Annotated in this window: 19 protein-coding genes; 8 read left to right on the top strand and 11 right to left on the bottom strand. The window is 65.8% G+C overall.

Translation table 11 applies throughout. The features are described from left to right. Positions 1 to 19 precede the first annotated feature (19 nt). On the bottom strand, positions 20 to 1,090 hold the full coding sequence (locus tag AC3FLX_RS21255; RefSeq protein ID WP_488699295.1) for a J domain-containing protein: 1,071 nt from the start codon (positions 1,088 to 1,090) through the stop codon (positions 20 to 22). A gap of 213 nt (positions 1,091 to 1,303) precedes the next feature. Next, positions 1,304 to 2,719, bottom strand: coding sequence for a MocR-like pyridoxine biosynthesis transcription factor PdxR (pdxR, locus tag AC3FLX_RS21250; protein WP_488699294.1), 1,416 nt, complete (start codon positions 2,717 to 2,719; stop codon positions 1,304 to 1,306). Between the two features lie 315 nt (positions 2,720 to 3,034). Between pdxR and AC3FLX_RS21245 the strand changes: the two genes are divergently transcribed. Genes AC3FLX_RS21245 through AC3FLX_RS21220 form a run of 6 tightly spaced genes read left to right on the top strand, consistent with a single transcriptional unit; the run spans position 3,035 to position 8,415 of the window. After that, positions 3,035 to 4,618 (top strand): cbb3-type cytochrome c oxidase subunit I, encoded by a 1,584-nt coding sequence (locus AC3FLX_RS21245; protein ID WP_488699293.1) that lies wholly within the window; start codon positions 3,035 to 3,037, stop codon positions 4,616 to 4,618. 3 nt (positions 4,619 to 4,621) lie between these two features. Then, entirely contained in the window at positions 4,622 to 5,221 is a 600-nt protein-coding gene (locus AC3FLX_RS21240) for a cbb3-type cytochrome c oxidase subunit II (protein ID WP_488699292.1), read from the top strand. A 21-nt stretch (positions 5,222 to 5,242) separates the two neighbouring features. Further along, a complete protein-coding gene (locus AC3FLX_RS21235) occupies positions 5,243 to 5,866 on the top strand; it encodes a c-type cytochrome (RefSeq protein WP_488699291.1) in 624 nt (207 codons plus the stop codon). Beyond that, the gene (locus AC3FLX_RS21230) at positions 5,832 to 6,503 is read left to right on the top strand and encodes an SCO family protein (protein WP_488699290.1); all 672 of its coding nucleotides are present in this window, start codon (positions 5,832 to 5,834) and stop codon (positions 6,501 to 6,503) included. The genes AC3FLX_RS21235 and AC3FLX_RS21230 overlap by 35 nt, the downstream gene beginning before the upstream one ends. Further along, complete coding sequence (locus AC3FLX_RS21225) at positions 6,500 to 7,174, top strand: hypothetical protein (RefSeq protein WP_488699289.1); 675 nt, start codon at positions 6,500 to 6,502, stop codon at positions 7,172 to 7,174. Before AC3FLX_RS21230 ends, AC3FLX_RS21225 begins: the two co-directional genes overlap by 4 nt. A 50-nt stretch (positions 7,175 to 7,224) precedes the next feature. Then, positions 7,225 to 8,415, top strand: a complete 1,191-nt coding sequence (locus AC3FLX_RS21220; protein WP_488699288.1) for an HD-GYP domain-containing protein — start codon at positions 7,225 to 7,227, stop codon at positions 8,413 to 8,415. A gap of 36 nt (positions 8,416 to 8,451) precedes the next feature. On the opposite strand, the gene AC3FLX_RS21215 is transcribed toward AC3FLX_RS21220, so the two are convergent. Further along, positions 8,452 to 9,345 (bottom strand): LysR family transcriptional regulator, encoded by an 894-nt coding sequence (locus AC3FLX_RS21215; RefSeq protein ID WP_488699287.1) that lies wholly within the window; start codon positions 9,343 to 9,345, stop codon positions 8,452 to 8,454. A 115-nt stretch (positions 9,346 to 9,460) separates the two neighbouring features. Here AC3FLX_RS21215 and AC3FLX_RS21210 point away from each other — a divergent pair, with 115 nt between their 5' ends. Together AC3FLX_RS21210 and AC3FLX_RS21205 are read left to right on the top strand one after the other, a co-directional pair. Then, complete coding sequence (locus AC3FLX_RS21210; RefSeq protein ID WP_488699286.1) at positions 9,461 to 9,778, top strand: DMT family transporter; 318 nt, start codon at positions 9,461 to 9,463, stop codon at positions 9,776 to 9,778. 101 nt (positions 9,779 to 9,879) lie between these two features. Further along, entirely contained in the window at positions 9,880 to 11,220 is a 1,341-nt protein-coding gene (locus tag AC3FLX_RS21205; RefSeq protein ID WP_488699285.1) for a mechanosensitive ion channel family protein, read from the top strand. Positions 11,221 to 11,316: 96 nt separating this feature from the next. Here the strand turns inward: AC3FLX_RS21205 and purT are convergent, their stop codons facing one another. From purT to AC3FLX_RS21165, 8 genes are all read right to left on the bottom strand, one after another. Then, a complete protein-coding gene (gene purT / locus AC3FLX_RS21200) occupies positions 11,317 to 12,519 on the bottom strand; it encodes a formate-dependent phosphoribosylglycinamide formyltransferase (RefSeq protein WP_488699284.1) in 1,203 nt (400 codons plus the stop codon). A 216-nt stretch (positions 12,520 to 12,735) separates the two neighbouring features. After that, positions 12,736 to 14,916, bottom strand: a complete 2,181-nt coding sequence (locus tag AC3FLX_RS21195; protein ID WP_488699283.1) for a TonB-dependent siderophore receptor — start codon at positions 14,914 to 14,916, stop codon at positions 12,736 to 12,738. Between the two features lie 260 nt (positions 14,917 to 15,176). Further along, positions 15,177 to 17,147 carry a hybrid sensor histidine kinase/response regulator gene (locus AC3FLX_RS21190; RefSeq protein ID WP_488699282.1) on the bottom strand — a complete coding sequence of 657 codons (1,971 nt, stop codon included), beginning with the start codon at positions 17,145 to 17,147 and terminating at the stop codon, positions 15,177 to 15,179. After that, a complete protein-coding gene (locus AC3FLX_RS21185) occupies positions 17,137 to 18,084 on the bottom strand; it encodes an ATP-binding protein (RefSeq protein WP_488699281.1) in 948 nt (315 codons plus the stop codon). The genes AC3FLX_RS21190 and AC3FLX_RS21185 overlap by 11 nt, the downstream gene beginning before the upstream one ends. A gap of 1 nt (position 18,085) precedes the next feature. Then, on the bottom strand, positions 18,086 to 19,078 hold the full coding sequence (locus AC3FLX_RS21180) for an ATP-binding protein (RefSeq protein ID WP_488699279.1): 993 nt from the start codon (positions 19,076 to 19,078) through the stop codon (positions 18,086 to 18,088). 28 nt (positions 19,079 to 19,106) lie between these two features. Further along, entirely contained in the window at positions 19,107 to 19,538 is a 432-nt protein-coding gene (locus AC3FLX_RS21175; RefSeq protein WP_488699278.1) for an anti-sigma regulatory factor, read from the bottom strand. After that, on the bottom strand, positions 19,519 to 19,878 hold the full coding sequence (locus AC3FLX_RS21170) for an STAS domain-containing protein (protein ID WP_488699277.1): 360 nt from the start codon (positions 19,876 to 19,878) through the stop codon (positions 19,519 to 19,521). Before AC3FLX_RS21170 ends, AC3FLX_RS21175 begins: the two co-directional genes overlap by 20 nt. Before the next feature lie 19 nt (positions 19,879 to 19,897). Next, positions 19,898 to 20,749 (bottom strand): STAS domain-containing protein, encoded by an 852-nt coding sequence (locus AC3FLX_RS21165; protein ID WP_488699275.1) that lies wholly within the window; start codon positions 20,747 to 20,749, stop codon positions 19,898 to 19,900. Positions 20,750 to 21,050: the final 301 nt, after the last annotated feature.

The following is a 21,050-nucleotide window of genomic DNA, read 5'->3' as shown; positions in this document are numbered from 1 at the left end:
TTGCCCGCCGGCTCGCCTGTCAGGGAAATTCGCGCTCGGAGATCGTTACCGAGCGCGACGTGCCGCCCGGTACCGCATACAGCTTGAACACATTGCGGTTGGCACTGGTGCCGGCAGCTTCACGAAATTCGGTCAGATCAAAGCGCTCGGACCGGAAGATCTCGCCCGAGTCGAGGCTCTGGTAGCGCAGGTCGTAGGCGCCGGGCGAAATATTCTCCATCGTGAACGACGATCCCCCGCGCACGAAACTCGTGCGCACGGGCAGTGGCGCATTGCCATTCACGGCAACGAGCTTCAGCAGCACATCTGACGCGCTGCCTGAATTGTCGACCGTCAGCGTCGACAACCCATTCCCATTGAGTATCGGATAGCCAGGCAGGTAGCCCGAATGGTCTGGCCAGGGCATGCCGCGCGGCGTGAGCGACGGCCGCGCGTATTTGTGCTCGGGCATGGCCGATGTCGCGCCCGGCGTCAGCGATCTCGCCAATGCCTGCGCCGTGCTTGCCTGCGCGGACTTGGCATTGCCGTCGCTGGCGGATGCCTCGCCGGTGCCTGACCAGTCTCCCAGCATGATGACGATGATGGCGCCGATGGCCGCGTACAGCGCGATCGATCCGTACCTGGGGAGCGGTGTGGCGGGGCCGCCGTTGGCGCGGGCGGTTTTCTCGGGGCGTTCGCGGCGTGGCTTGCGCGGACGGAACGGCGGCGGCTCCTGCGCCGGTTCGCTCTGGTTCGGCCGCGCATTGCCCGATGCAGCCTGTTGCGTCGGGCGCGCGCCCGGACGCGCCGCCTGCTGACGCTGGGCGGCCTGGCGCTGGGCAGCGGCCGCGCGCTGGGCCTGGGCCCGGCGCTGGCCTTGCTCGGCTTCGCGTCTTTCCTCCGCGACAATCCACTGATCGTGCTCGGCGCGCCGTTCCGGGTCACGCAGCACGTCATAGGCGGCGTTGAGCAGCCGCATGATGCGATTGGCTTCCTCGCTGTCAGCGTGCCTGTCGGGGTGGTATTTCTGGCTCAAGGACTTGTACGCGGCCCGGATTACTTCCAGAGGCGCGTCGCGGGATACCTTGAGGTTGTCGTAATGGGTGTGCATCAAAAGGAAAAGACGCAATGGCAGTGGTCGACAACAGATAACGGCAAGCCGCCGCCATTTTCAAGCGTGAACACCCACGCAAGGGGGCGGAGCACCCAAGTTTTACGTAATTTCGGGAGGTCAGTCTGCGGGGTGCCGAACAAAGCGCCGGTTGTGCGCCTGATCGCACCCGGTCTTACCGGCTTGGCGCCACGGCGGCGCGAAGGAGGGCCGTCAGAGCGCGGCGGCCAGGCGGGCGATGCCCGCGCGGATACCGTCGGCGTCAATGCCGCCGTAGCCAAGCAGGATACCCTGCTGGGTCGGGTGTTCGCCATACATGCCCGAAATGCCCGTCACGCCTACACCGGCCTGCGCCGCGAGGGCGATGAAGCGGCCTTCGTCCACGCCATTGGCCAGCAGGGCCACCACGTGCAGCCCTGCCGCGGAGGGCAGGGGTGCCAGCCAGGCTGGCAAGTGGCGTGCCACGGCATCGAGCAGCGCCGTGCGCCGCAGGCCGTATTCCTTGTGCATGCGGCGCAGGTGCTTGCCGAAGTAGCCGTCGAGCATGAACTTGGCCAGCGCGGTCTGCGTCATCGTGCAACTGTGCCAGTCCACCACCTGTTTGGCCTTGCACACCGCGCCCGCCAGCGGCCGGGGTGGAATCACGTAGCCGACGCGCAGTTCCGGGAAGATGGTCGTGGAGAACGTGCCCACATAGGCCACCACGTCCGCGTTGTCCAACCCCTTGAGCGATTCCATCGGGCGGCCTTCGAAGCGGAATTCACCGTCGTAGTCGTCCTCGATGATCAACGCGCCATTGCGTTGCGCCCAGTCCAGCAGCGCCAGGCGGCGCTCGAGCGCCATCGGCATGCCCAACGGAAACTGGTGCGATGGCGTGACATAGACCAGCCGCGTCTCGGCGGGCAGCGCATCGACGACCAGTCCGTCGGCATCGACCGGCACCGGCACCACCTTGGCGCCCAGCGCCGTGAAGATCGCGCGGGCGCGCGGATAGCCAGGGTCCTCCATCGCCACCACGTCGCCGGGGCGCAGCGCGGCGCGTGCCAGCAGATGGATAGCCTGTTGCGCGCCCTGGGTCATGATCACTTCCTGCCAGGTGCTCAGCACGGCCCGGCTGACTGCCAGGTAGCGCGATACGGCCAAGCGCAGCTCCTGCTCGCCGGCGGGGTCGTGATAGGCGCCGCGGCCGCGGGCCTGTACGCGCAGCGCGTGGTTGACGCAGCGGCGCCACTGGTCGAACGGAAATAGCTGCTTGTCGGTAGCGCCGCTGGCGAAGTCGAATTCGGCCGGTGGCGCGATGCTGGAAGGGGCGGCGGCGGGGATGGTGTCCCAGACCGGATCGGCGGCCTGTAACGCAGGCGCGTGGGCCGGGGGGCTGCTCAGGCGCGTCATCTCCTCGGCCACGAACGTGCCATCTCCCGTGCGGGTGCGCAGGTAGCCCTCGGCGATCAAGCGCTCGAACACGTCGAGCGTGGTCTTGCGCGAGACACCCAACTGGCTGGCCAGTTCGCGCGTGGAGGGCAGTCGCTCGCCCGGCACCAGCCGGCCTTCGACGACACCGGCGCGCAGTTGGCGGTAAATCTGGCCGGCCAGTCCGTGGCGGCCTTCAAGGGTCAAATGCACGTTCATGGGATCGGGGCGTCGTGCTCGGGCAGGTAGCGAACGGTGCCGGGATAAGTGGTATCGGAAATCGCTCGTGATGCGCTGAATTCTAGTGACCGGCCTGACGGCTGACAGTAGGACCTAAGGATGATTGTTGCGATTCTATTTAAGTTGTATTTGAAATGCAATTTTTAAGGTGGTTACCAGAAATTCCGGAAAACTGGCTATGTGCCGCGTGCGGGCTTCGGTCGTACTCTCCGCTCAAAACGTGCGTTGGATCGCATTTTCTCCAGCGTTTTTGGCTGTTCCGCCCCCGATGTCTGTCTCGCTTGCGAGCCTGTCATGAACACCGTTGCCATCCTGTTGTCAGCGTTTCTGCTCTCCGTTTTTGCCCTTGGGGCATTCATCTGGAGCATGCAGAAAGGCTTTTTCGATACCTCCCCGGCCGCCGCGCGGGTGATCTTCGGCGATGCCGAAACCGGGCACCCCGAGGACCCGGCCTCCGCCAAGGCGGGGCTGGCCGATCCGTCGCGCGAAGCGGCAGACCGGTCATCGGCGCCCGTCGTCTTCCTGTTCCTGTGCTGTTCGATGGTCTGGCTCGTGGTGGCGTCCGCCGCGGGGCTGACGGCGTCGATCAAGCTCCATGAGCCGGACCTGTGGGCGTCCGTGCCGTGGCTGACCTTCGGCCGTATCCGCACGATCCACCTCAATGCCGTGGCCTATGGCTGGGCGCCGATGGCGGGGCTGGGCATCGCCATGTTCCTGCTGCCGCGCCTGCTCAAGACCGAGCTGGTCGGGGCGCGCTGGGCGGTGCTGGGTGCCGCGCTGTGGAATGCCGGGCTGATCGCGGGTATCGGCAGCATCGGCGCCGGTATTTCCGACGGGCTGGAGTGGCTGGAGATTCCGTGGCAGGTGGACATCCTGTTCGTGATCGGCGGCGCGTTCGTGGGATTTCCGCTGGTGCTGACGCTGCTGAACCGCAAGGTCGACCACCTTTACGTGTCGGTCTGGTACATGGGCTGCGCGTTGTTCTGGTTCCCCGTGCTGTTCCTGGTGGCGAATTTTCCGGGTCTCCACTTTGGCGTGGAGCAGGCGACGATGAACTGGTGGTTTGGCCACAACGTGCTGGGCCTGTTCTACACGCCACTGGCGCTGGCGTCGATCTACTACTTCCTGCCCAAGGTCATCGGCCAGCCGGTGAAGTCGTATGGCCTGTCGTTGCTTGGTTTCTGGGCGCTGGCGTTTTTCTATGGGCAGGTGGGCGGCCACCATCTGGTGGGCGGGCCGGTGCCGGGCTGGCTGATCACGCTGTCGGTGGTGCAGAGCATGATGATGCTGATTCCGGTCATTGCGTTTTCGATCAACCAGCACCAGACGCTGCGCGGCAACTTCCGCCGGCTGATCGATTCGCCGACGCTGCGCTTTGTCACCTTCGGCGGCATGATGTACACGCTCAGTTCGATCCAGGGTTCGTTCGAGGCGCTGCGCGCGGTCAATCGCGTGGCCCACTTCACGCACTACACGGTGGCGCATGCCCACCTGGGTCTCTATGCGTTCGTCAGCTTTGCGTTCTTTGGCGCCATTTATTTCATCGTGCCGCGTATCACGGGCCGGGAATGGCCGTACCGCTGGCTGATCTACTTGCACTTCTGGCTGGCGGCGGGCGGCATTGGCGTGTACTTCGTCAGCCTGACCATCGGTGGATGGCTGCAGGGCCTGGCCATGCTCGACGCCGCGCGGCCGTTCATGGATTCGGTGCTGCTGACCGTGCCATACCTGAAGGCGCGTTCGCTGGGCGGGGCGATGATGCTGACCGCTCATCTGTGCTTCGTCGCCAATTTCATCTGCGTGATTCTTGGCCTCGGGCCCAACCGCGATCGTCCGGCGTTGTTTCATCAAGGCCGCAAGCCTGCCCAGGGAGTCTGAACCGTGAACAACGAAAGTGTCCTGTTGGCGGGCGGCATGACGATGCTGGCGCTGGCGACCAGTGCCCTGGTGGTGGTGCCGTATCTGCAGCTGCACGACGTCAAGCCGACCGAAGGCGTGAAGCCCTACACCGCATCGCAGCTGCGTGGCCGCGAAGTCTACATCGCCAATGGCTGCATCTACTGCCATTCCCAGCAGCCGCGAGACAGTAGCTTTGCCCCGGATGCCAAGCGTGGCTGGGGCCGGGCTGCCGTTGCCGGTGACTACTATTACGACAAGCCGCACTTGCTGGGCACCATGCGAACCGGCCCGGACCTGATGAACATCGGTGTGCGCCAGCCGAGCGCGGACTGGCATCTGGGCCACCTCTACCAGCCGCGCGCGTACGTCAGCGGCAGCATCATGCCGAGCTACCCCTTCCTGTTCGATGTCAAGGATGCGCCGGAAGCTGGCGAGAAGGCCGTGCCATTGCCGCCGGGCTACGCGCCGATCGGCAAGGTCGTGGTGCCAACCGCAGCCGCGCTGGACCTGGTGGCTTACCTGCAATCGCTGAACCGTACCGGTGCGGTGCTGCCGGCGCCCGATGGCGCGGCCAAGCCTTAGGGGAACCCGGAGACCGATGACATGACCGATTCCCAGGAAGACAAGGCGCGTGAAGACCGGCAGGCCACTGCGGCGCGCGCCCGCGAGTACGAAGACCCGCACGAGAACCGCATGCCGATCCCGCGCTATATGCTGGCGATGGTGGCGGTGCTGGTGGCTTGGGGCGCGTGGTATATCGCCACGGCACCGATCGACCAGCCGTCGGCGCTTGGCGACCGCCGCACCGTGGCGGACCTTCAAGGCAAGCCGAAATCCGCCGGCAGCGCGGTGGATGGCGCCGCGGTGTACCAAAGCCGCTGCGTAGCCTGCCACCAGGCCACCGGGCAGGGTTTGCCAGGCGTGTTTCCGCCGCTGGGTGGTTCCGAATGGGTGGCCGGCAAGGACGCCAAGGTTGCGCAGATCGTGCTGCGCGGCGTGACCGGCAAGCTCACGGTCAAAGGCACGGCCTACAACGGCGCCATGCCGGCGTTTGCAGACCAGCTCAACGATGCGGAGATCGCCGCCGTGCTGACCCACGTGCGCAGCCAGTGGGGCAACACCGCGCCGCCGGTCACGGCGGAAACCGTGGCGGCCGCCCGCGCCGACACCGCAGCCATGAAGGCGCCATTCGATGGCGACGCCGCACTCGGCACGCCGGGCGGCTAGCCGCGGGCCGTGGGTGGCGTTGTGCGCCGCGCTGGTGCTGGGCGCGGCGGCCATCCATAACCTCACCTACGGGTTGTCCGCCTGGACGCTCGACCAGCGGCGCGACGTCCGCATCGCGCAGGGGGCGCTGCGCCTGCCCGCCATCGATGTGCACGGCCAGAACGGGCAGCACGTGCGGCTGTTCGCCTGGCGGGGTGCCGATGCCGGGGCGGCGCCCGGTGTCTATATCGTCGATTTCATCTACACCCGCTGTGCCACGGTCTGCCGCGCCCTGGGCGCGGAGTTCGACCAGCTTTCGCGCCAGCGGGACGACGACGGCATGGCGGGCCGTATCGGACTGGTCTCCCTGTCATTCGATCCGCGCGATACCGTGGCGGACCTGCTCGGCTATGCCACCACCTACCGCGCCCGCGCTCCGGGCTGGCTGGTGGCGGCAGCCGATTCCCCGGCGGACATGCGCCGGTTGCTCGGCGACGCCGATGTGGTTGCCGTGCCCGACGGGCTGGGTGGTTTCGAGCATAACGGCGGGCTTCACGTCGTGGACGCCAGCGGCCATGTGCTGGCCGTCTACGCGCTCGACGACTTCCGCGACGCCTATGCATTCGCGCTGGCCTTCGCACGCGGGAGCCGCTCATGACGCGCGCGTGCTATCGCCTGCCGTGGCTGCTATGCGCGCTGCCGGCGCTGCCGCCGCTGCGTGCGTGGTTCGAGTCGTCGATGGCAATGCTGATGCTGGGCCTGATGCCATGCCTGTTCGCGGCAGGCTGCCTGCTGCCGCGGCTGCTCTCCACGCCACGCCGGGCGCGCGCGTGCGTCATGCTCCGGCCCTATGCGCTGGCGCTGCTGGTGGCGGCATCGATTGCGTACGGCGTCTGGATGCTGCCGATCGCCGTCGATCTGTCGCGTATGTCCTGGCAGCTTGGCGTGGCGCGCGACATGTCGGTGTGCATGGCGGGGCTGGCCAGCGTGATTGCCGTGCGCGTGGCACCGTGGCCATTGGTGTTGTTTTTTGGCGGCAACATGGTCTGGATGGGGCTGACTTTTGGCATGCTGTTCGTTGATGCGCAAACGCGGCTCTGCGCCAACTACCTGCTGGGCGACCAGCGCGTGGCCGGCGCGGGTCTGATCGTGTATGCCATCGGGCTGGGCACGTGGTTGCTGGTATGGGCAGTGCGGCGCGCGGAAGCCGTGCCGCCGGCATCCGGCAAGAAAATGCTAAAGAAATCCGGCAGCCTGCCGATAATGGCGGCCAACGATAAGAATCAAAGTAGCGACCATAACAAGGGGCCTGACCAGAGCCCCGCTTGAACGGGAACGCGCGGCCACAGGCTTCGCGCGCCATTTATAGGGGCGAGTGCATGCTGAGAAGAATCAAGGCGGAACAGCTGCAGATTGGCATGTTCGTGGCAAGGCTGGGTGGGCCGTGGATGAACCACCCGTTCTGGCGTTCGCGCTTCCTGGTGACCAGCGACGAGCAGGTCGAGCAGATCCAGGCAGCCAATGTGCAGGACGTTTGGATCGATATCCTCAAGGGCCGCAACCTGCCGACACCGGCCGCGCCGGAGGCGATGGAAGCCGATGTCGGCGATGACGCGCCCGAAACCAGTTTCGAGGACGAACTGGAACGCGCGCGCGAGCTGATCAAGACCGGTCGCGTGCTGATCGGCAACCTGTTCAACGATGTGCGCATGGGGCGCGCGCTGGAGACCCACGGCGCGCTGCTGCTGGTGGATTCCGCGTCGACGTCGCTGTCGCGTCATTCGCAGGCGCTGCTGGCGATGGCCCGGCTCAAGGCCAAGGACGACTACACGTATCTGCACTCGTTCTCGGTCTGCGCGCTGATGATCGCGGTGGGCCGCAACCTGAAGCTGCCCGATGGCGAAGTGCGCGAACTGGGCCTGGCGGGGCTGGTGCACGATATCGGCAAGCTGACGCTGCCGGAATCTCTGCTGCTGAAGAGTGGAGATCTGTCGCCGGCGGAAGAGGAGCAGATGCGCCGCCATCCGTCGGCCGGCTACCGGATACTGAACGAGGCGCGGCTCTATACCAATATCCCGCTGGACGTCTGCGTGCACCACCATGAGCGGGTGGACGGGCGCGGTTATCCGTTCGGCCTGCTCGAACACGAAATCAGCATCCACGCCAAGATCGCGGCGATCTGCGATACGTACGATTCGTTGACGTCGCCGCGTCCGAATCATCTGGCCTGGTCGCCCGCGCGCGCAATGGAGTACATCGCCGTGCGCGTCGATACGCTGTTCGACCGCCGCGTATTCAAGGCGTTTACGCGCACGATCGGCATCTATCCGCTGGGCACCGTGCTGCGGCTGCGCTCAGGACGGCTGGCGGTGGTCTGCGGCCAGAACGAGGGCGAGCCACTGCGGCCGCGCGTGATGGTCTTCTACTCGGTGGCCGATTCGAAGCCGCTGGCGCCCGAGGTGCTGGACCTTTCGCAGAGCGAAGACACCGTGATCGCGTTCGAAGACGCCAAGCAGTGGGGTTTCAGTGACGACCAGTTGATGGCGATGTACGCCCCGCACGCCCGCTAGAGCGGCGTGCGGCACGAGGGTGCGGGCAGGGCGTGGTCAGTCCTGCAGCACCCACGGCGACTGGCGCAGCGCGCCGGTCACGAAATCGTTGAAGGCGCGCACCCGCGCGCTGTGGCGCAGGTCGGGGTGGGTCAGCAGCCAGAGCGGGGTGTCCAGCGCAGGGTCTGGCTCGGCCAGGCGCACCAGCGATTCATCGGCGTCACCGAGCATGCACAGCAGCATGCCCGCGCCCATCCCGAACCGCACTGCCTGGGCCATTGCGACAAGGCTGTCCGCGCGAACCGCGCAACGGTCGGCGGGCACGTTCGCCAGTGCCCAGCGCGCCTGTGCCAGGTGCGCGAGGCTGTCATCGGGAACGACCCACCAGTGCCCGGGCCAGTGCGCCTCGGCGGGAGCACCCATCCGTTCCAGGTACCCGCGCGCCGCGTAGGGTGCCGTCTGCAACCGGCCCGCCTGCCGGCCCAGCAGGTGCTCGGGCGGTGCCGAAGCCGGGCGGATCGCAACGTCGGCCTCGCGCCGGGTGAGATTCAGGAACGTGTTGTGGATGACCACCTGTAGTTCGATCCGCGGATGCCGCGCACGAAAATCCGCCAGGATCGGCATCAGCAGCCCATAGGCCAGCGTGTCGGTGGTTGTCACGCGCAGCGGCCCGCTCAGTTCGGTGTCCCGGCCAGCCAACTGGCGCTGCACCGCGTCGATCTGCTCGCCCACGCCATCGAGCCGCTCGGCCAGCAGTTCGCCTGCCGGCGTCATCACGTAGCCGCCGAGGTCGCGCGAGAACAGCCGCGTGCCCAGATCTTCCTCAAGCTTGTTCAGCCGCCGCAACACCGTGGAATGGTTGACGTGCAGCGCCCGCGCGGCGCCAGCCAGCGAACCGTGCCGGCTTACCGCCAGAAAGACGCGCAGGTCGTCCCAGTCTGCCTCCTGCATTTTTGCATTGCCTTTCCGCAATATTTGCGAATGGTTATGCCGATCTGCACAGCCTACAGTCTGGCATCGGAATCCGCAAACGCAACCTGAACCGACAGATATTGAGGGAGCCAACATGGCATGGACGCTGCTGGTAATCGCCGGACTGATCGAAATCGTCATGGCACTCGCACTGAAACACACCGACGGCTGGACGCGCCCCGGCCCGACCATCATCGGCATTGGCGCGGCCCTGGCCAGCATCTTCCTGCTCAGCGCGGCGCTGCGGCAGCTCCCCGTGGGCACCGCCTACGCCGTGTGGACCGGCATCGGGGCGATTGGCGTGACGCTGATCGGTATCGTGTTCCTGGGCGAAAGCGCGGCGCCAGCCAGGCTGGTGCTGATCGCACTGATCTTTGTCGGCATCGGCGGACTCAAGATGCTGCCGGCGTGAGAAACCTCTGATTTTCTCTGTCGATGCAAAGGAAACATGGCAGTTGGGCGCATGGCTAGTAGACTTGTGGCCTGTCTGGACGCCTCCATTGCATTCTTCTGATGACATTTGACGCCCTGCTGGACCTGTTCCAGCAACGTATTCCCGCCCATCCGTGGGCACAGATCTCGCTGTACGTGCTTGCGCTGGTGCTGATTGCCGCGCTGGCGCAGTGGCTCATTGCGCGCGTGGTGGGCCGTTTGGTCTACCGTGTGCTGAGCCTGTCCAATAACCGCGAATGGGCCGCCGCGCTGATGCGCCACCGCACCTATCGCCGGCTTGGCTATGCCGTGTTCCTGGCCGTGATTACGGTGGGCATCAGCCAGGTACCCGACCTGGGCAAGTTCTCGACCCTGATCGAACGGCTGGCGCATGCCGGTACGTGGGTCAGTGTGTTCCTGATGCTGTCCGGCGTGCTCGGCGCCTGGCAAACCGTGTTCGCCAACAGCCGGCGGGCGCAAACGCGCTCGATCAAGGGGTACGTGCAGATTGCCCAGCTGGCGCTGTGGCTGGTGTGCGGCGTGCTGGTGCTGTCGATCCTGATCGACCGGTCGCCGCTCTGGATGCTGTCCGGTATCGGCGCGCTCTCGGCCGTGCTGCTGCTGGTGTTCAAGGACACGCTGCTGTCGCTGGTAGCCAGCACACAGCTCACCTCGAACGACATGCTGCGCATCGGGGACTGGATCGAGATGCCTCAGTCAAATGCCGATGGCTTTGTGATGGACATCGCGCTGCATACGGTGAAGGTCAAGAACTGGGACAACACCGTGACCACGGTGCCGACCTACAAGCTGTTCTCGGAGAGCTACCGCAACTACCGGCACATGTTCGAATCGGGGGCGCGCCGCATCAAGCGCACGTTGCGCATCGATGCATCGACCGTGCGCTTCCTCGATGACGAGGAGGTGAGGGCGCTCATGCGCTTCAAGTTGCTGCACGACTATCTGGAGGTCAAGCAGCAGGAGGTGGAGCAGACCAACCGTGCGTTGCTGGGCGAAAACACCGATCCCGTCAATCGCCGCCGGCTGACCAACCTGGGCACGTTTCGCGCCTACGGCATCGCCTTCCTGCGCGCCCATCCCGATATCCACCACGACTTGCTGCTGAACCTGCGCATGATGGAACCCGACTCGCAGGGTATCCCGATCGAGGTCTACTGCTTCAGCACGCGCACGGGATGGATGGATTACGAGCGCATCCAGGGCGACATCTTCGATCACCTGCTGTCGATCCTGCCGGAACTTGGGCTGCGCTTGTACCAGGCACCATCGGGTGCGGACCTGGCGGGGGTACGGGAGTATTCGCCGCACGGCGCTCATGCGGCGCTGGCTGCCGCGGCGATCGACCAGGGCGCGCGCGAACCGATGGCGGAGCAGACCGACCGGGCGGATCGGGTGGCTTGAAGCGACTCAACTTCCGCTTCAGCAGCTCTCCCTCAGAAACAGCGTCAATCTGAACAGTGCTGCCCTCTCCCGGAGTACGGGGAGGGCAGCAAGACATCAGGCCTTGCGGGGCTTGACCTTGCTGGCGGCTTGCTTGGCGCGATCTCGCGCGGTGTCGACGTCGCTGGCATAGGCCAGCGCCACGCCCATGCGGCGCTTGGTGAACGACTCGGGCTTGCCGAACAGGCGCAGCTCGGTTTGCGGCACTTGCAGGGCTTCGTCCACACCGTCGAACACGATGCCTTCGGCATCGACGCCGCCGTAGATCACGGCGCTGGCGCCCGGTGCGCGCAGGGTGGTATCGACCGGCAGGCCCAGGATGGCGCGTGCGTGCAGTTCGAACTCGTTCTGCCACTGCGAGATCATCGTCACCATGCCGGTGTCGTGCGGACGCGGGCTGACCTCGCTGAACCAGACCTGATCGCCCTTGACGAACAGCTCCACGCCGAACAGACCTTGGCCACCCAGGTCGGCCGTTACGGCACGGGCGATATGCTGGGCGGTTTCCAGCGCCTTCGGGTGCATCGGGTGCGGTTGCCAGCTTTCCACATAGTCGCCGGCAACCTGCACGTGGCCGATCGGCTCGCAGAATTGCGTTTCCACTTCGCCATTGGCACCGCGTGCACGCACGGTCAGCAGCGTGATCTCGTAGTCGAAATCGATAAAGCCTTCCACGATCACGCGGCCGTGGCTGACGCGGCCGCCGGCCATCGCATAGTCCCACGCCGCCTTGACGCCTTCCGGGCCGTCGATCTTGCTCTGGCCCTTGCCGGAGCTGCTCATGACCGGCTTCACCACGCACGGATAGCCAATGCCGCCATCGATGGCGGCCTGCAGCTCTTCCAGCGAGTCACAGAACTTGTAGGGGCTGGTCGGCAGGCCCAGCGTTTCGGCGGCCAGGCGACGGATACCCTCGCGGTCCATCGTCAGGCGGGCGGCACGCGCGGTGGGGATGACGCGCACCACACCGGCGGCTTCCAGCGCTTCGAGCATCGGCGTGGCGATGGCTTCGATTTCGGGCACCACCAGGTCGGGACGTTCCGCCTCGATCAGGGCCTTGAGCTGCTCGCCATCGCTCATCGTAATCGTGCGCGCGTGATGGGCCACCTGCTGACCGGGCGCGTTCTCGTAACGATCCACGGCGATGGTTTCCACGCCCAGGCGCTGCAACGCGATCAGCACTTCCTTGCCAAGCTCGCCGGAGCCCAGCAGCATGACTTTGGTGGCGGATGGGGAGAGAGGCGTTCCAAGGGTGGTCATGGCGGGGGCTCGGGTCGGGAAGGAAAAACCGGGATTGTAGCAAGCACCCGCGGGGAGAAAAACTGAGAAAGCTGAAGCCCCTACGGTTTTCGCCCCTCTCCCGCAAGCGGGAGAGGGGCGGGGGAGAGGGCAAGCCGTTCCATCAACGACACGCCGTGATTCGTGCCGCCAGGTCGACCCGTCTCCCACAGGTGGAGGAAGGGCACCTTCCCGCCATCAATACGAAATCTTCGCGCTCAGGCTGATCGCGCGCGGATCGGCCGGCTGAATGTAGTTTTCGTACTGGAAGCCCCAGTAGCGCTTGTTCGTCAGGTTGGTCAGCGCCGCACGCAGCGTCAGTTCCTTGCCAGCCACGCGCGTGTTGTATGTGGCGCCAACGTTGAACACCGTGTATCCGCCCAGCGTCAGGTCGCCCGCGGCACGTGCCTTGGTGGTGCCGGTGTACTTGCCGTCGACGCCGACCTTCAGGCCCGGCACGAATGGCACGCGGTAGGCCAGGCGGCCCGTCATGATGAAGTTCGGCGCGCCAGCCACGCGGTTGCCGATATAGTCCTGGCCCTCGCTGTAGTAGCTGTCCAGATACATCGCGCTGCCGCCGACTTCCCATTGCGAGCCGATGCGTGTCGAGCCGGCCAGTTCCAGGCCCTGGTAGATCGACTGGCCGTTCTGCACGAACGTGGGCAGTACGCCCGTGCCGTTGAACTGGCTGTATTCGCTGCGGCGCTCGATGCGGAACAGGGCGGCCGTGGCATTCCAGATGCCCTGGTCGGTCTTGACGCCCACCTCGTACTGGCGGCTCTTGGCCGGGGTCAGCCCCTGGCCGGCGTTCAGGTACGAGGTACTGACCACGCCGCCGCCATCGAACGACTCGACGTAGCTCGCGTAGAACGTCGTGGTCGCCCACGGCTTGTACATGATGGCGGCGGTCGGCGAAATCAGGCCGTTCTTGGTGAAGCTGCTGTTGCCGGTGCCCGTTGCCGTATAGCTGTTCTGCTCGAAGTTCGTGACGCGCAGGCCAGCCAGCACCGACCATTGGTCGGTCAGGTACATCGTGTCGCTGACGAAGGCGGCCTTCTGGGTGGTGTCACCGGCCCGGTATTTCTCGAAGCCGGTCTGGCTCCAATAGACGCTGGTGTATGGCGAATAGATGTTGCCGTTGGCCAGTGCCGTGTAGACGAGGTTGCTGCTGTAGCGATCGATCTGCTTCTGCCAGCTCAGACCGGCCACCAGTTCGTGCCGGAACGGGCCGGTGCGGAACTTGCCCTCGACCATCGTCGTCCAGTTGCTGAACTGCTGGCTTTCCGCGCCATCGTAGCGGAAGTCACTGTAGTCCCCGGCCGCATTCGACAGGTTCAGCGTCGTCTCATTGCGGCTGCGCGATTGCTTGCTGAAGCTGTAGATCGTGCTGACCGTCCAGTCCTGGTTCAGGTTGTAGCGCAGGCCGGTCTGGTAGACCTGAAGGTTGGAATAGAAGTGCGTGTCGTTGTTGGCCAGCAGGCCGCCGCGGCCACTGATCACGCCCGGCAACTGGCCATTGGTGGGAATGCCGCCGACGTAGAACGACGGGGTGGCGCCCCAGGTGTTGCGATCCTGGTAGATGCCGTCGAACGTCCAGGTCAGGTCGCGCGTGATGCGCGCATCCAGGCCCAGCGATACCGAATTGCGATTCAGGCCCACGGCGTTGGCGGGCTTGCCTTCCTCGTGCGTCACGTTCAGGCGATAGCCGAACATGTTGTCGGGGCCGGCGCGGCCGCCCACATCGACGTGCTCGGTCCATACGTGCGACGAGCGGTAGCCCAGCTCCACGCTGGCCGTGAACTGGTCGGTGGGCCGCTTGGTGACGTAGTTGATCGTGCCGCCGGGGTTGCCGAAGCCGTACATGAAGCCGTTCGGCCCCTTGAGCAATTCCACCTGCTCGAGCTGCTCGTACGGCAGCGTCAGGCCGTAGCTGATGAACGGCATGCCGTTGATCTTGTACGCGTTGCGCCAGTCCAGTTGCAGGCCCCGCACGGTGGTGTACGCCGCCCACGCATTGTTGCTGTTGCTGTTGTCCGAGACCGAGGCATCCGTAAAGAACACGTCGCCGATCTTGGTCACCTGGCGGTCGGCCAGGTCTTCAGCGGTTACCACGGTCGTCGAGAACGGCGTGTCGAGCTGCGAGCGGCTGCCAAGTGCGCCACCCGATGCTTTTTTCTGAAGCTGCGGGCCGACATCGACGTCCTGTTTCGCGCTCACGGTCACCGAGGGCAGCGCCTGGTCCGCGGGCGCTGTCTGGGCCATGACAGTTCCGCAAAGCGGAAATCCGGCCAGTACGGCCACACGGGCAAAAGCGGCGATGGGAAGGATGCGCGAAGGCGCGTGTTGCCGGCGGCGGGCCGACGACGGGCAGGACGTCATGACAGATTGGCTCTTTTTGGAAATGTAAACAGTAATACGAATGACTCGTATTACGAATTTAGGGCGGAATAATGCGGCCGGGTGCTTGAGGAGTCAAGCGTGGCTTGTGCCGCGTGTGGATTTCGTTGACGTATTTCCAACAGGAAACGGGGCTGATACCCACGAGACATAACGCATCGGCGCATCGGCGCATCGTGGGCGTGAGCCGCGCGGTCGTCCCGGGCCTGTGCCGGTTCGCCGCTTTCAGCGGAGGGGCGCGCCTACGACGTCGGCGCCAGCGCCGTGTCGATGGCGTCCATCAGCTCCTGCAAGCGCAGCGGCTTGCCGCAGACGGCGTCGAAGCCCGACTCCAGGGCCGCGCGGCGGTCCTGCTGGCGGGTGAAGGCGGTCAGGGCGACCGCTGGCACATGCGGCAGCCCGTCCACGGCTTCGCGCACGCGAATTTCCCGGATCAGGTCGTTCCCGTCGCGGCCGGGCAGGCCGATGTCGCTGATGACCAGGTCCGGCACCGCTTGTGCCACCTCGTCCAGGGCTTCCTCACAGTCGCGCGCGGTGCGTACGCGCGCGCCGTAGTCCGCCAGGATCGCGGACAGCGCGGCCGATGCATCGGCGTCGTCTTCCACCACAAGGATATCGAGCGCGGCCAGCGTCACCGACTGCGGCACCGCCGCCGTGTCGTCGCCGGCCACGCTGGACTCGATCTCGCCGGCATCCATCAGTGGCAGCACAAGCTCGAACGTCGCACCGTGGCCCACACCGGCGCTGAATGCCTGCACCGTGCCGCCGTGCATCTCCGCCAGATGCTTGACGATGGCCAGCCCGAGCCCGAGGCCGCCGTGCTTGCGGCGGTTGGTGTCTTCGCTCTGCGTGAAGCGGTCGAACAGCAGGGGCAGGAACTCGGCGGCAATGCCGCAGCCGTTGTCGATCACCCGCACGCGCAGGTGATCGGTATCGGAAGACACCTCGATCTGCACGGTGCCGTCCTCGGGCGAGAACTTGATCGCGTTGGACACCAGGTTCCACAGGATCTGCTGGAAGCGTGCCGCATCGAGCCAGGCCGACAACGCCGTCGTGGGCGCCAGATGCAGCGCCAGTGTCACGTGGCGCTCGGCGGCCTGCGACTGCATGGTGTCGAGCGCGCCCCGCACCACGTCGGCCACGATCACTCGTTCGCGCTCCAGCTTCATCTTGCCGACGTTGAGCATCGACACATCGACCAGGTCCGCCACCAGCCGGCGCTGGATGGCGACATTGCGCTCCACGGCAGCCAGGCCGCGGCGGCCTTCCTCCGAATCGATATGGCGCGCCAGCACATGCGTCCACACCGAAATCACGTTGAGTGGATTGCGCAGTTCGTGCGACAGGATCGCGATGAAATCGTCCTTCGTGCGATTGAGCCGCTCCACGGCGGCGCGCGCCGCCTGTTCGCGCTCGATCAGCTGCTCGCGCTGCCGTTCCAGGTTGATGTGATCGGTGATGTTCGATACCACGGCCACCTTCACGCCGGTTTCCAGCACCGTCGAAATGCTCCACTCCAGATGCATGGTGTCGCCATGCGCGTCGAGTAATGGAAACGTGCCTTGCCAGCCGTCCTGGCCCGAGTGGCCGGTGGCTTCGGCGACCTTGTCGTGGAACTCGGGCGGGGCAAACGCCGCCACTGGCTGGCCGATCAGGTCGGACGCGGGGCGCTGCAACATCGTCAGCATGGCTGGATTCACATCGACGAAGCGCCCGGCCAGGTCCAGCGTGCAGATGCCGCCGATGGCCTGGTAATAGATCGCCCGATAACGGGCCTCGTTTTCGCGCATCGAGCGCTCGGCCGCGCTGGCGCGCAGCAGCGAGGCAATCGTGGCCACCAGCACGCTCGGTTCGGCTGGGTGAATCAGGTAGGCGCTGGCGCCGGCATCGAGTCCGCGTACCTTGTCGTAGTCCGCCACGTAGGTTGCGGACAGATGCACCACGGGCACGGTGGCCGTTTCCGGCCGGCCACGCAGCGCGCGGCAGACCTGGAACCCGTCGATGTCGGGCAGGTTGACGTCGAGCACCACGGCGGACACGCTGGTGTCTGCCCGCTGTAGCGCCTCCTGACCGCTCTCGGCCTCGATAGTGCGATAGCCCGCCGCGTTGAGCACGCGCACCGTGGCGTAGCGAGTGACGGGGTTATCGTCCACCACGAGCACCAGGGGCGTGGCAGGGTTGGCCGGGCGGACGTGAAGGTTGTCATCCGGCATGGCCGTCTCCGGAAGGGGTGGGCGCCGAGGGCGTGTTCGGCGTGTGGGGCGAAGCGGGCGCGATGCTGGGGTAGGTAGTGGGCAGCGTCACGTAGAAGCGCGAACCCACGCCGACTTCGCTCTCGAATCCGACGTGCCCGCCCAGCAGTTCGGCCAGCCGCTTGGACAGGGCCAGTCCCAGGCCGGAACCTCGATAGCGGCGCTGCAACGGCGAGTCGATCTGCACGAAGTCCTGGAACACCTCGCGATGAGAATCGGGCGGGATGCCGATGCCGGTATCGCGCACCGAGAACGTGATCGTGTCCTCGGCATCGCACGTGGCCGAGACGCGCACCTCGCCACTGGGTGTGAATTTCAGCGCGTTCGAGATGTAGTTGCGCAGGATCTGCGACACCTTGCGATCGTCGCTGAACAGCTTTGGCACACCGTGCGGCTCCTCGAAGATCAGCGAGACTTCCGGATTGGTCAGCACGGGCTTGAACATGCCCCGCAGGGCGTCGAACAGGGCGACCATGTCGAACCAGGCTGGCGACACGTCGACACGGCCCGCTTCCAGACGCGCGAGGTCCAGCAGGTCGTTGACCATCTCCGCAAACTCGGCGGCCGTGTCGCGGATAAAGCCGACCTGTTTTTCCTGCTCGGGCGTCAGCGGGCCGTCCACCCGGTCCATCAGCAGCCGTGTGATGCTCTGGATCGACACGATGGGCGTTCGGAATTCGTGGCTCATATAGGCCAGAAAGCGGCTTTTCAGCTCGGTGGCCTGGCGCAGTTGCTCGGCCTGGATATCCAGTTCGGAATAGAGCGCCACCACGCCGCGATTGGTTTCCTCGATTTCCGCGCGCAGCGCTTCCACTTCCTGGGTGCGTGCGTCCAGCGCGGCGCGCAGCGTCGCGGGGTCGTCGGGCATGGCGTCGGGGAGCTTGTCCGGAACCGTCATCTCAGATCTCCGTGCGGCGCACCACCACCACGGTGGCGTCGTCGCGTCCGCGGCTGAATTTCCACAGGACGAACGCGGCCACGATGCCTGGGTCGCGCTGCAGCACCGTGGCGTCGTCGAACTGCCAGCGCGACTGGATGCCATCCGAATGCAGGATCACCAGCGCGTGTGCGGGCCATTCCAGCTCCTGTTCCTGTACCGAACGCATTTGAATGCCGGCCGTGCCGCTCTGGCTGGCCAGCGTGCGATCCTCAATGCCCGAGATCACGCGGCCCAGGATGTTGCCCGCGCCCGCAAAGCGGATGCGATGGCTGCCACGGTCAATTCGGTAGGCGCCCACGGCGGCGCCGCGCGTGCCGCGCAGTGCGGCGTGGGCAAGTTCGACGTAGTGGCGCGGCGTGCCGCCTTGCTTGAGGTCGAAGACCGCGAGCGCGGCCGTGGCGGCTATTGCGGCGTCCGGGCCGTGGCCCAGGCCGTCCACCACCACCACGTCGGCGCGGTGATCGTGCACGGCCACGCCCCAGCCATCGCCGCTGACCAGTTCTCCCGGCGCGGCCAGGCAGATGGCGCCCACCGTGAACCCGCCAGCGGGGCGCCGCGGCTGGTCGCCCGCCTCCCGATCGCGGTAGAAGCGTGCAAGGATCAGGCTGCCGTCGCCGGCGCGGGTGTGAACGTCGAAATCGTCGGCCATGCGGCGCACCGCGCCCAGGCCCTGGCCGGCACTGCCGGCGGTGGAGTATCCATCCTGCATGCAGGCCTGGAGGTCCGCCATGCCGGGGCCGTCGTCGATCGACAGCAGCTCGATGGCGACGGTGCCGGCCAACTCGCGCGCGGCCAGCAGCAGGCGGCCGCCGCTGGCATGGCGCAGCAGGTTGTTGCCCAGTTCGTTGACGGCCACCGCGAGCTTGCCTGCCTGCGTGGCATCGAAACCCAGGCGCGCCGACAGTTCGGCGGCATGGCGCCGCGCTTCGCCTACGCGGCTGGGGTCGCCCATCGGCACGGCGTGGTGCGGTCCGTGGTTTCTACTTCCACCGAGTGATGCTGACACAGGTTCCCTCGCCAACTTGAGTGCGGATATGGAACTCATTTACCAGCCGGCGGGCGCCAGACAGGCCCATGCCCAGCCCGCTGCCGGTGGTCCAGCCATCGGTCAGTGCCTGGTCGACATTGGGAATGCCCGGGCCCTGGTCCTCGAAATGCAGGCGCAATCCGCTCCGGATGCCTTCGGCGACGATCTCCCAGCGCATCTCGCCGCCGCCGCCGTACACCATTGTGTTGCGCGCCAGCTCGCTGGCCGCCGTAATCATCTTAGTCTGCTCCACCAGCGAGAACTTCAGCTGGGCCGTCAGTGTGCGTACCACGGCTCGCGCCTGGACGATGTCGCGTTCGTCGCGGATTTGTGCGCTGCCGGTCGGGGCCAGTTCGGTTGTCACGTCAGCCCACCCGCGCGGCATCGAGCATCGCCATGCCGCGCTCCACGTTGAGCGCGGTCTTCACGCCGGTAAGCGACAGGCCAAGCTCCACCAGCGTAATGGCCACGGCGGGGCGGATGCCCACCACCACCGTGGTGGCACCCAGCAGGCGGCTGATATCGGAAATGCTGACCAGCATGCGGCCGATGAAGGAATCCACCATTTCCAGCGCCGATACGTCGATCAGCACACCGTGCGCGCCGGTCTTCTCCACCATCCCGGCCAGGTCTTCCTGCAACTGCAGCGCGGTCTGGTCCTGCATGTCGATCTGGATCGTCACCAGCAGGTGCTTGCCCATCCGCAGAATTGGAATCCGTTCCATGACTGGGGCGAGGTCCGGTTCAGTTGGCGTTGCGGGTCACGATGTGTCCCGTCATGCGCATGGCGGTGGCCAGGGCATCGGCCAGCGACGCCTTGGTGACGATGCCCTGGAGGTCGATGCCCAGATGCACGATGGTCTGCGCGATCTGCGGGCGGATACCGCTGATGATGCATTCCGCACCCATCAGGCGGATGGCGGTCACGGTCTTCATCAGGTGCTGGGCAACCAGCGTGTCCACCGTGGGCACGCCGGTGATGTCGATGATGGCCAGCTCGGAACCGGTTTCCACCAGCCGTGACAGCAGGGTTTCCATGACCATCTGCGCGCGGCTGCTGTCCAGCGTGCCGATCACGGGCACGGCCAGCACGCCTTCCCAAAGCTTGATGACCGGCGTGGACAGCTCCATCAGCTCGTGTTGCTGGCGCACGATGATTTCCTCGCGCGTCTTCTGGTAGGTGGAGAGCGTCCACTGCGCCATGCGGTCGACGATGGCCGACGTGGTCCAGATCACGTCGATCTGGCCCTCCAGGCCGCTGGTCTGGCGCTGCAAGGCGTCGAAAATGGGCCGTTTCAGGGCCAGCACGAAGCCGCTCGTCACGTCGGCCGTTTCCCCCTGGGCGGCGCGGCTGCGTGACAGCTTTGCCAGCGTGTCGCGCACGCCGTTCCACGGACTGGCGCTGAAATTGCCCGCGTCGCCATCGGCCCGCAGCCCGGCTTCCAGGCCGTGCAGGATGGACTGCTGGTCCGCCGCCACGTTATCGATCAGGCCACGGCCCTCCGCATAGTTGTGGTATTCGGCGGCCCAGCCGCGCAGGATGGCCTCCTGTTCGTCGCGCAGGAGGTTGGCAAGTCGCTGGTTTTCTGTGCGCATGGGCGTCGCTCGGATAGGTTGGGTTTGCCAGCCGCGGGACTCGTATCGGCACGGGGTCAAATCATTCTAGGAGGGATTCATAGCTCACACTATCGGTCTGCGGCTGATTGACGGCGGAGCAAAATTCGGCATCTTCGGGCAAAACGCCTGATAGATAACTCTTTCGTCATACATCTGGCGTCTGGCACGGGGGCTGGCCCCGGCATGCGGCTGCCGTGCTTCGTGGTGGAGGTGCAGGGGAAGATCCGGCCGGCGTTCGGCGCGTTTACCGGGCGCGCGGCGGTGCGGGCCGGGGAGGGGG

The organism is Cupriavidus sp. 291-E7, assembly GCF_057798835.1.
Note: the sequence above shows the minus strand (reverse complement) of the source record. Positions and strands in the feature narration are given on the sequence as shown.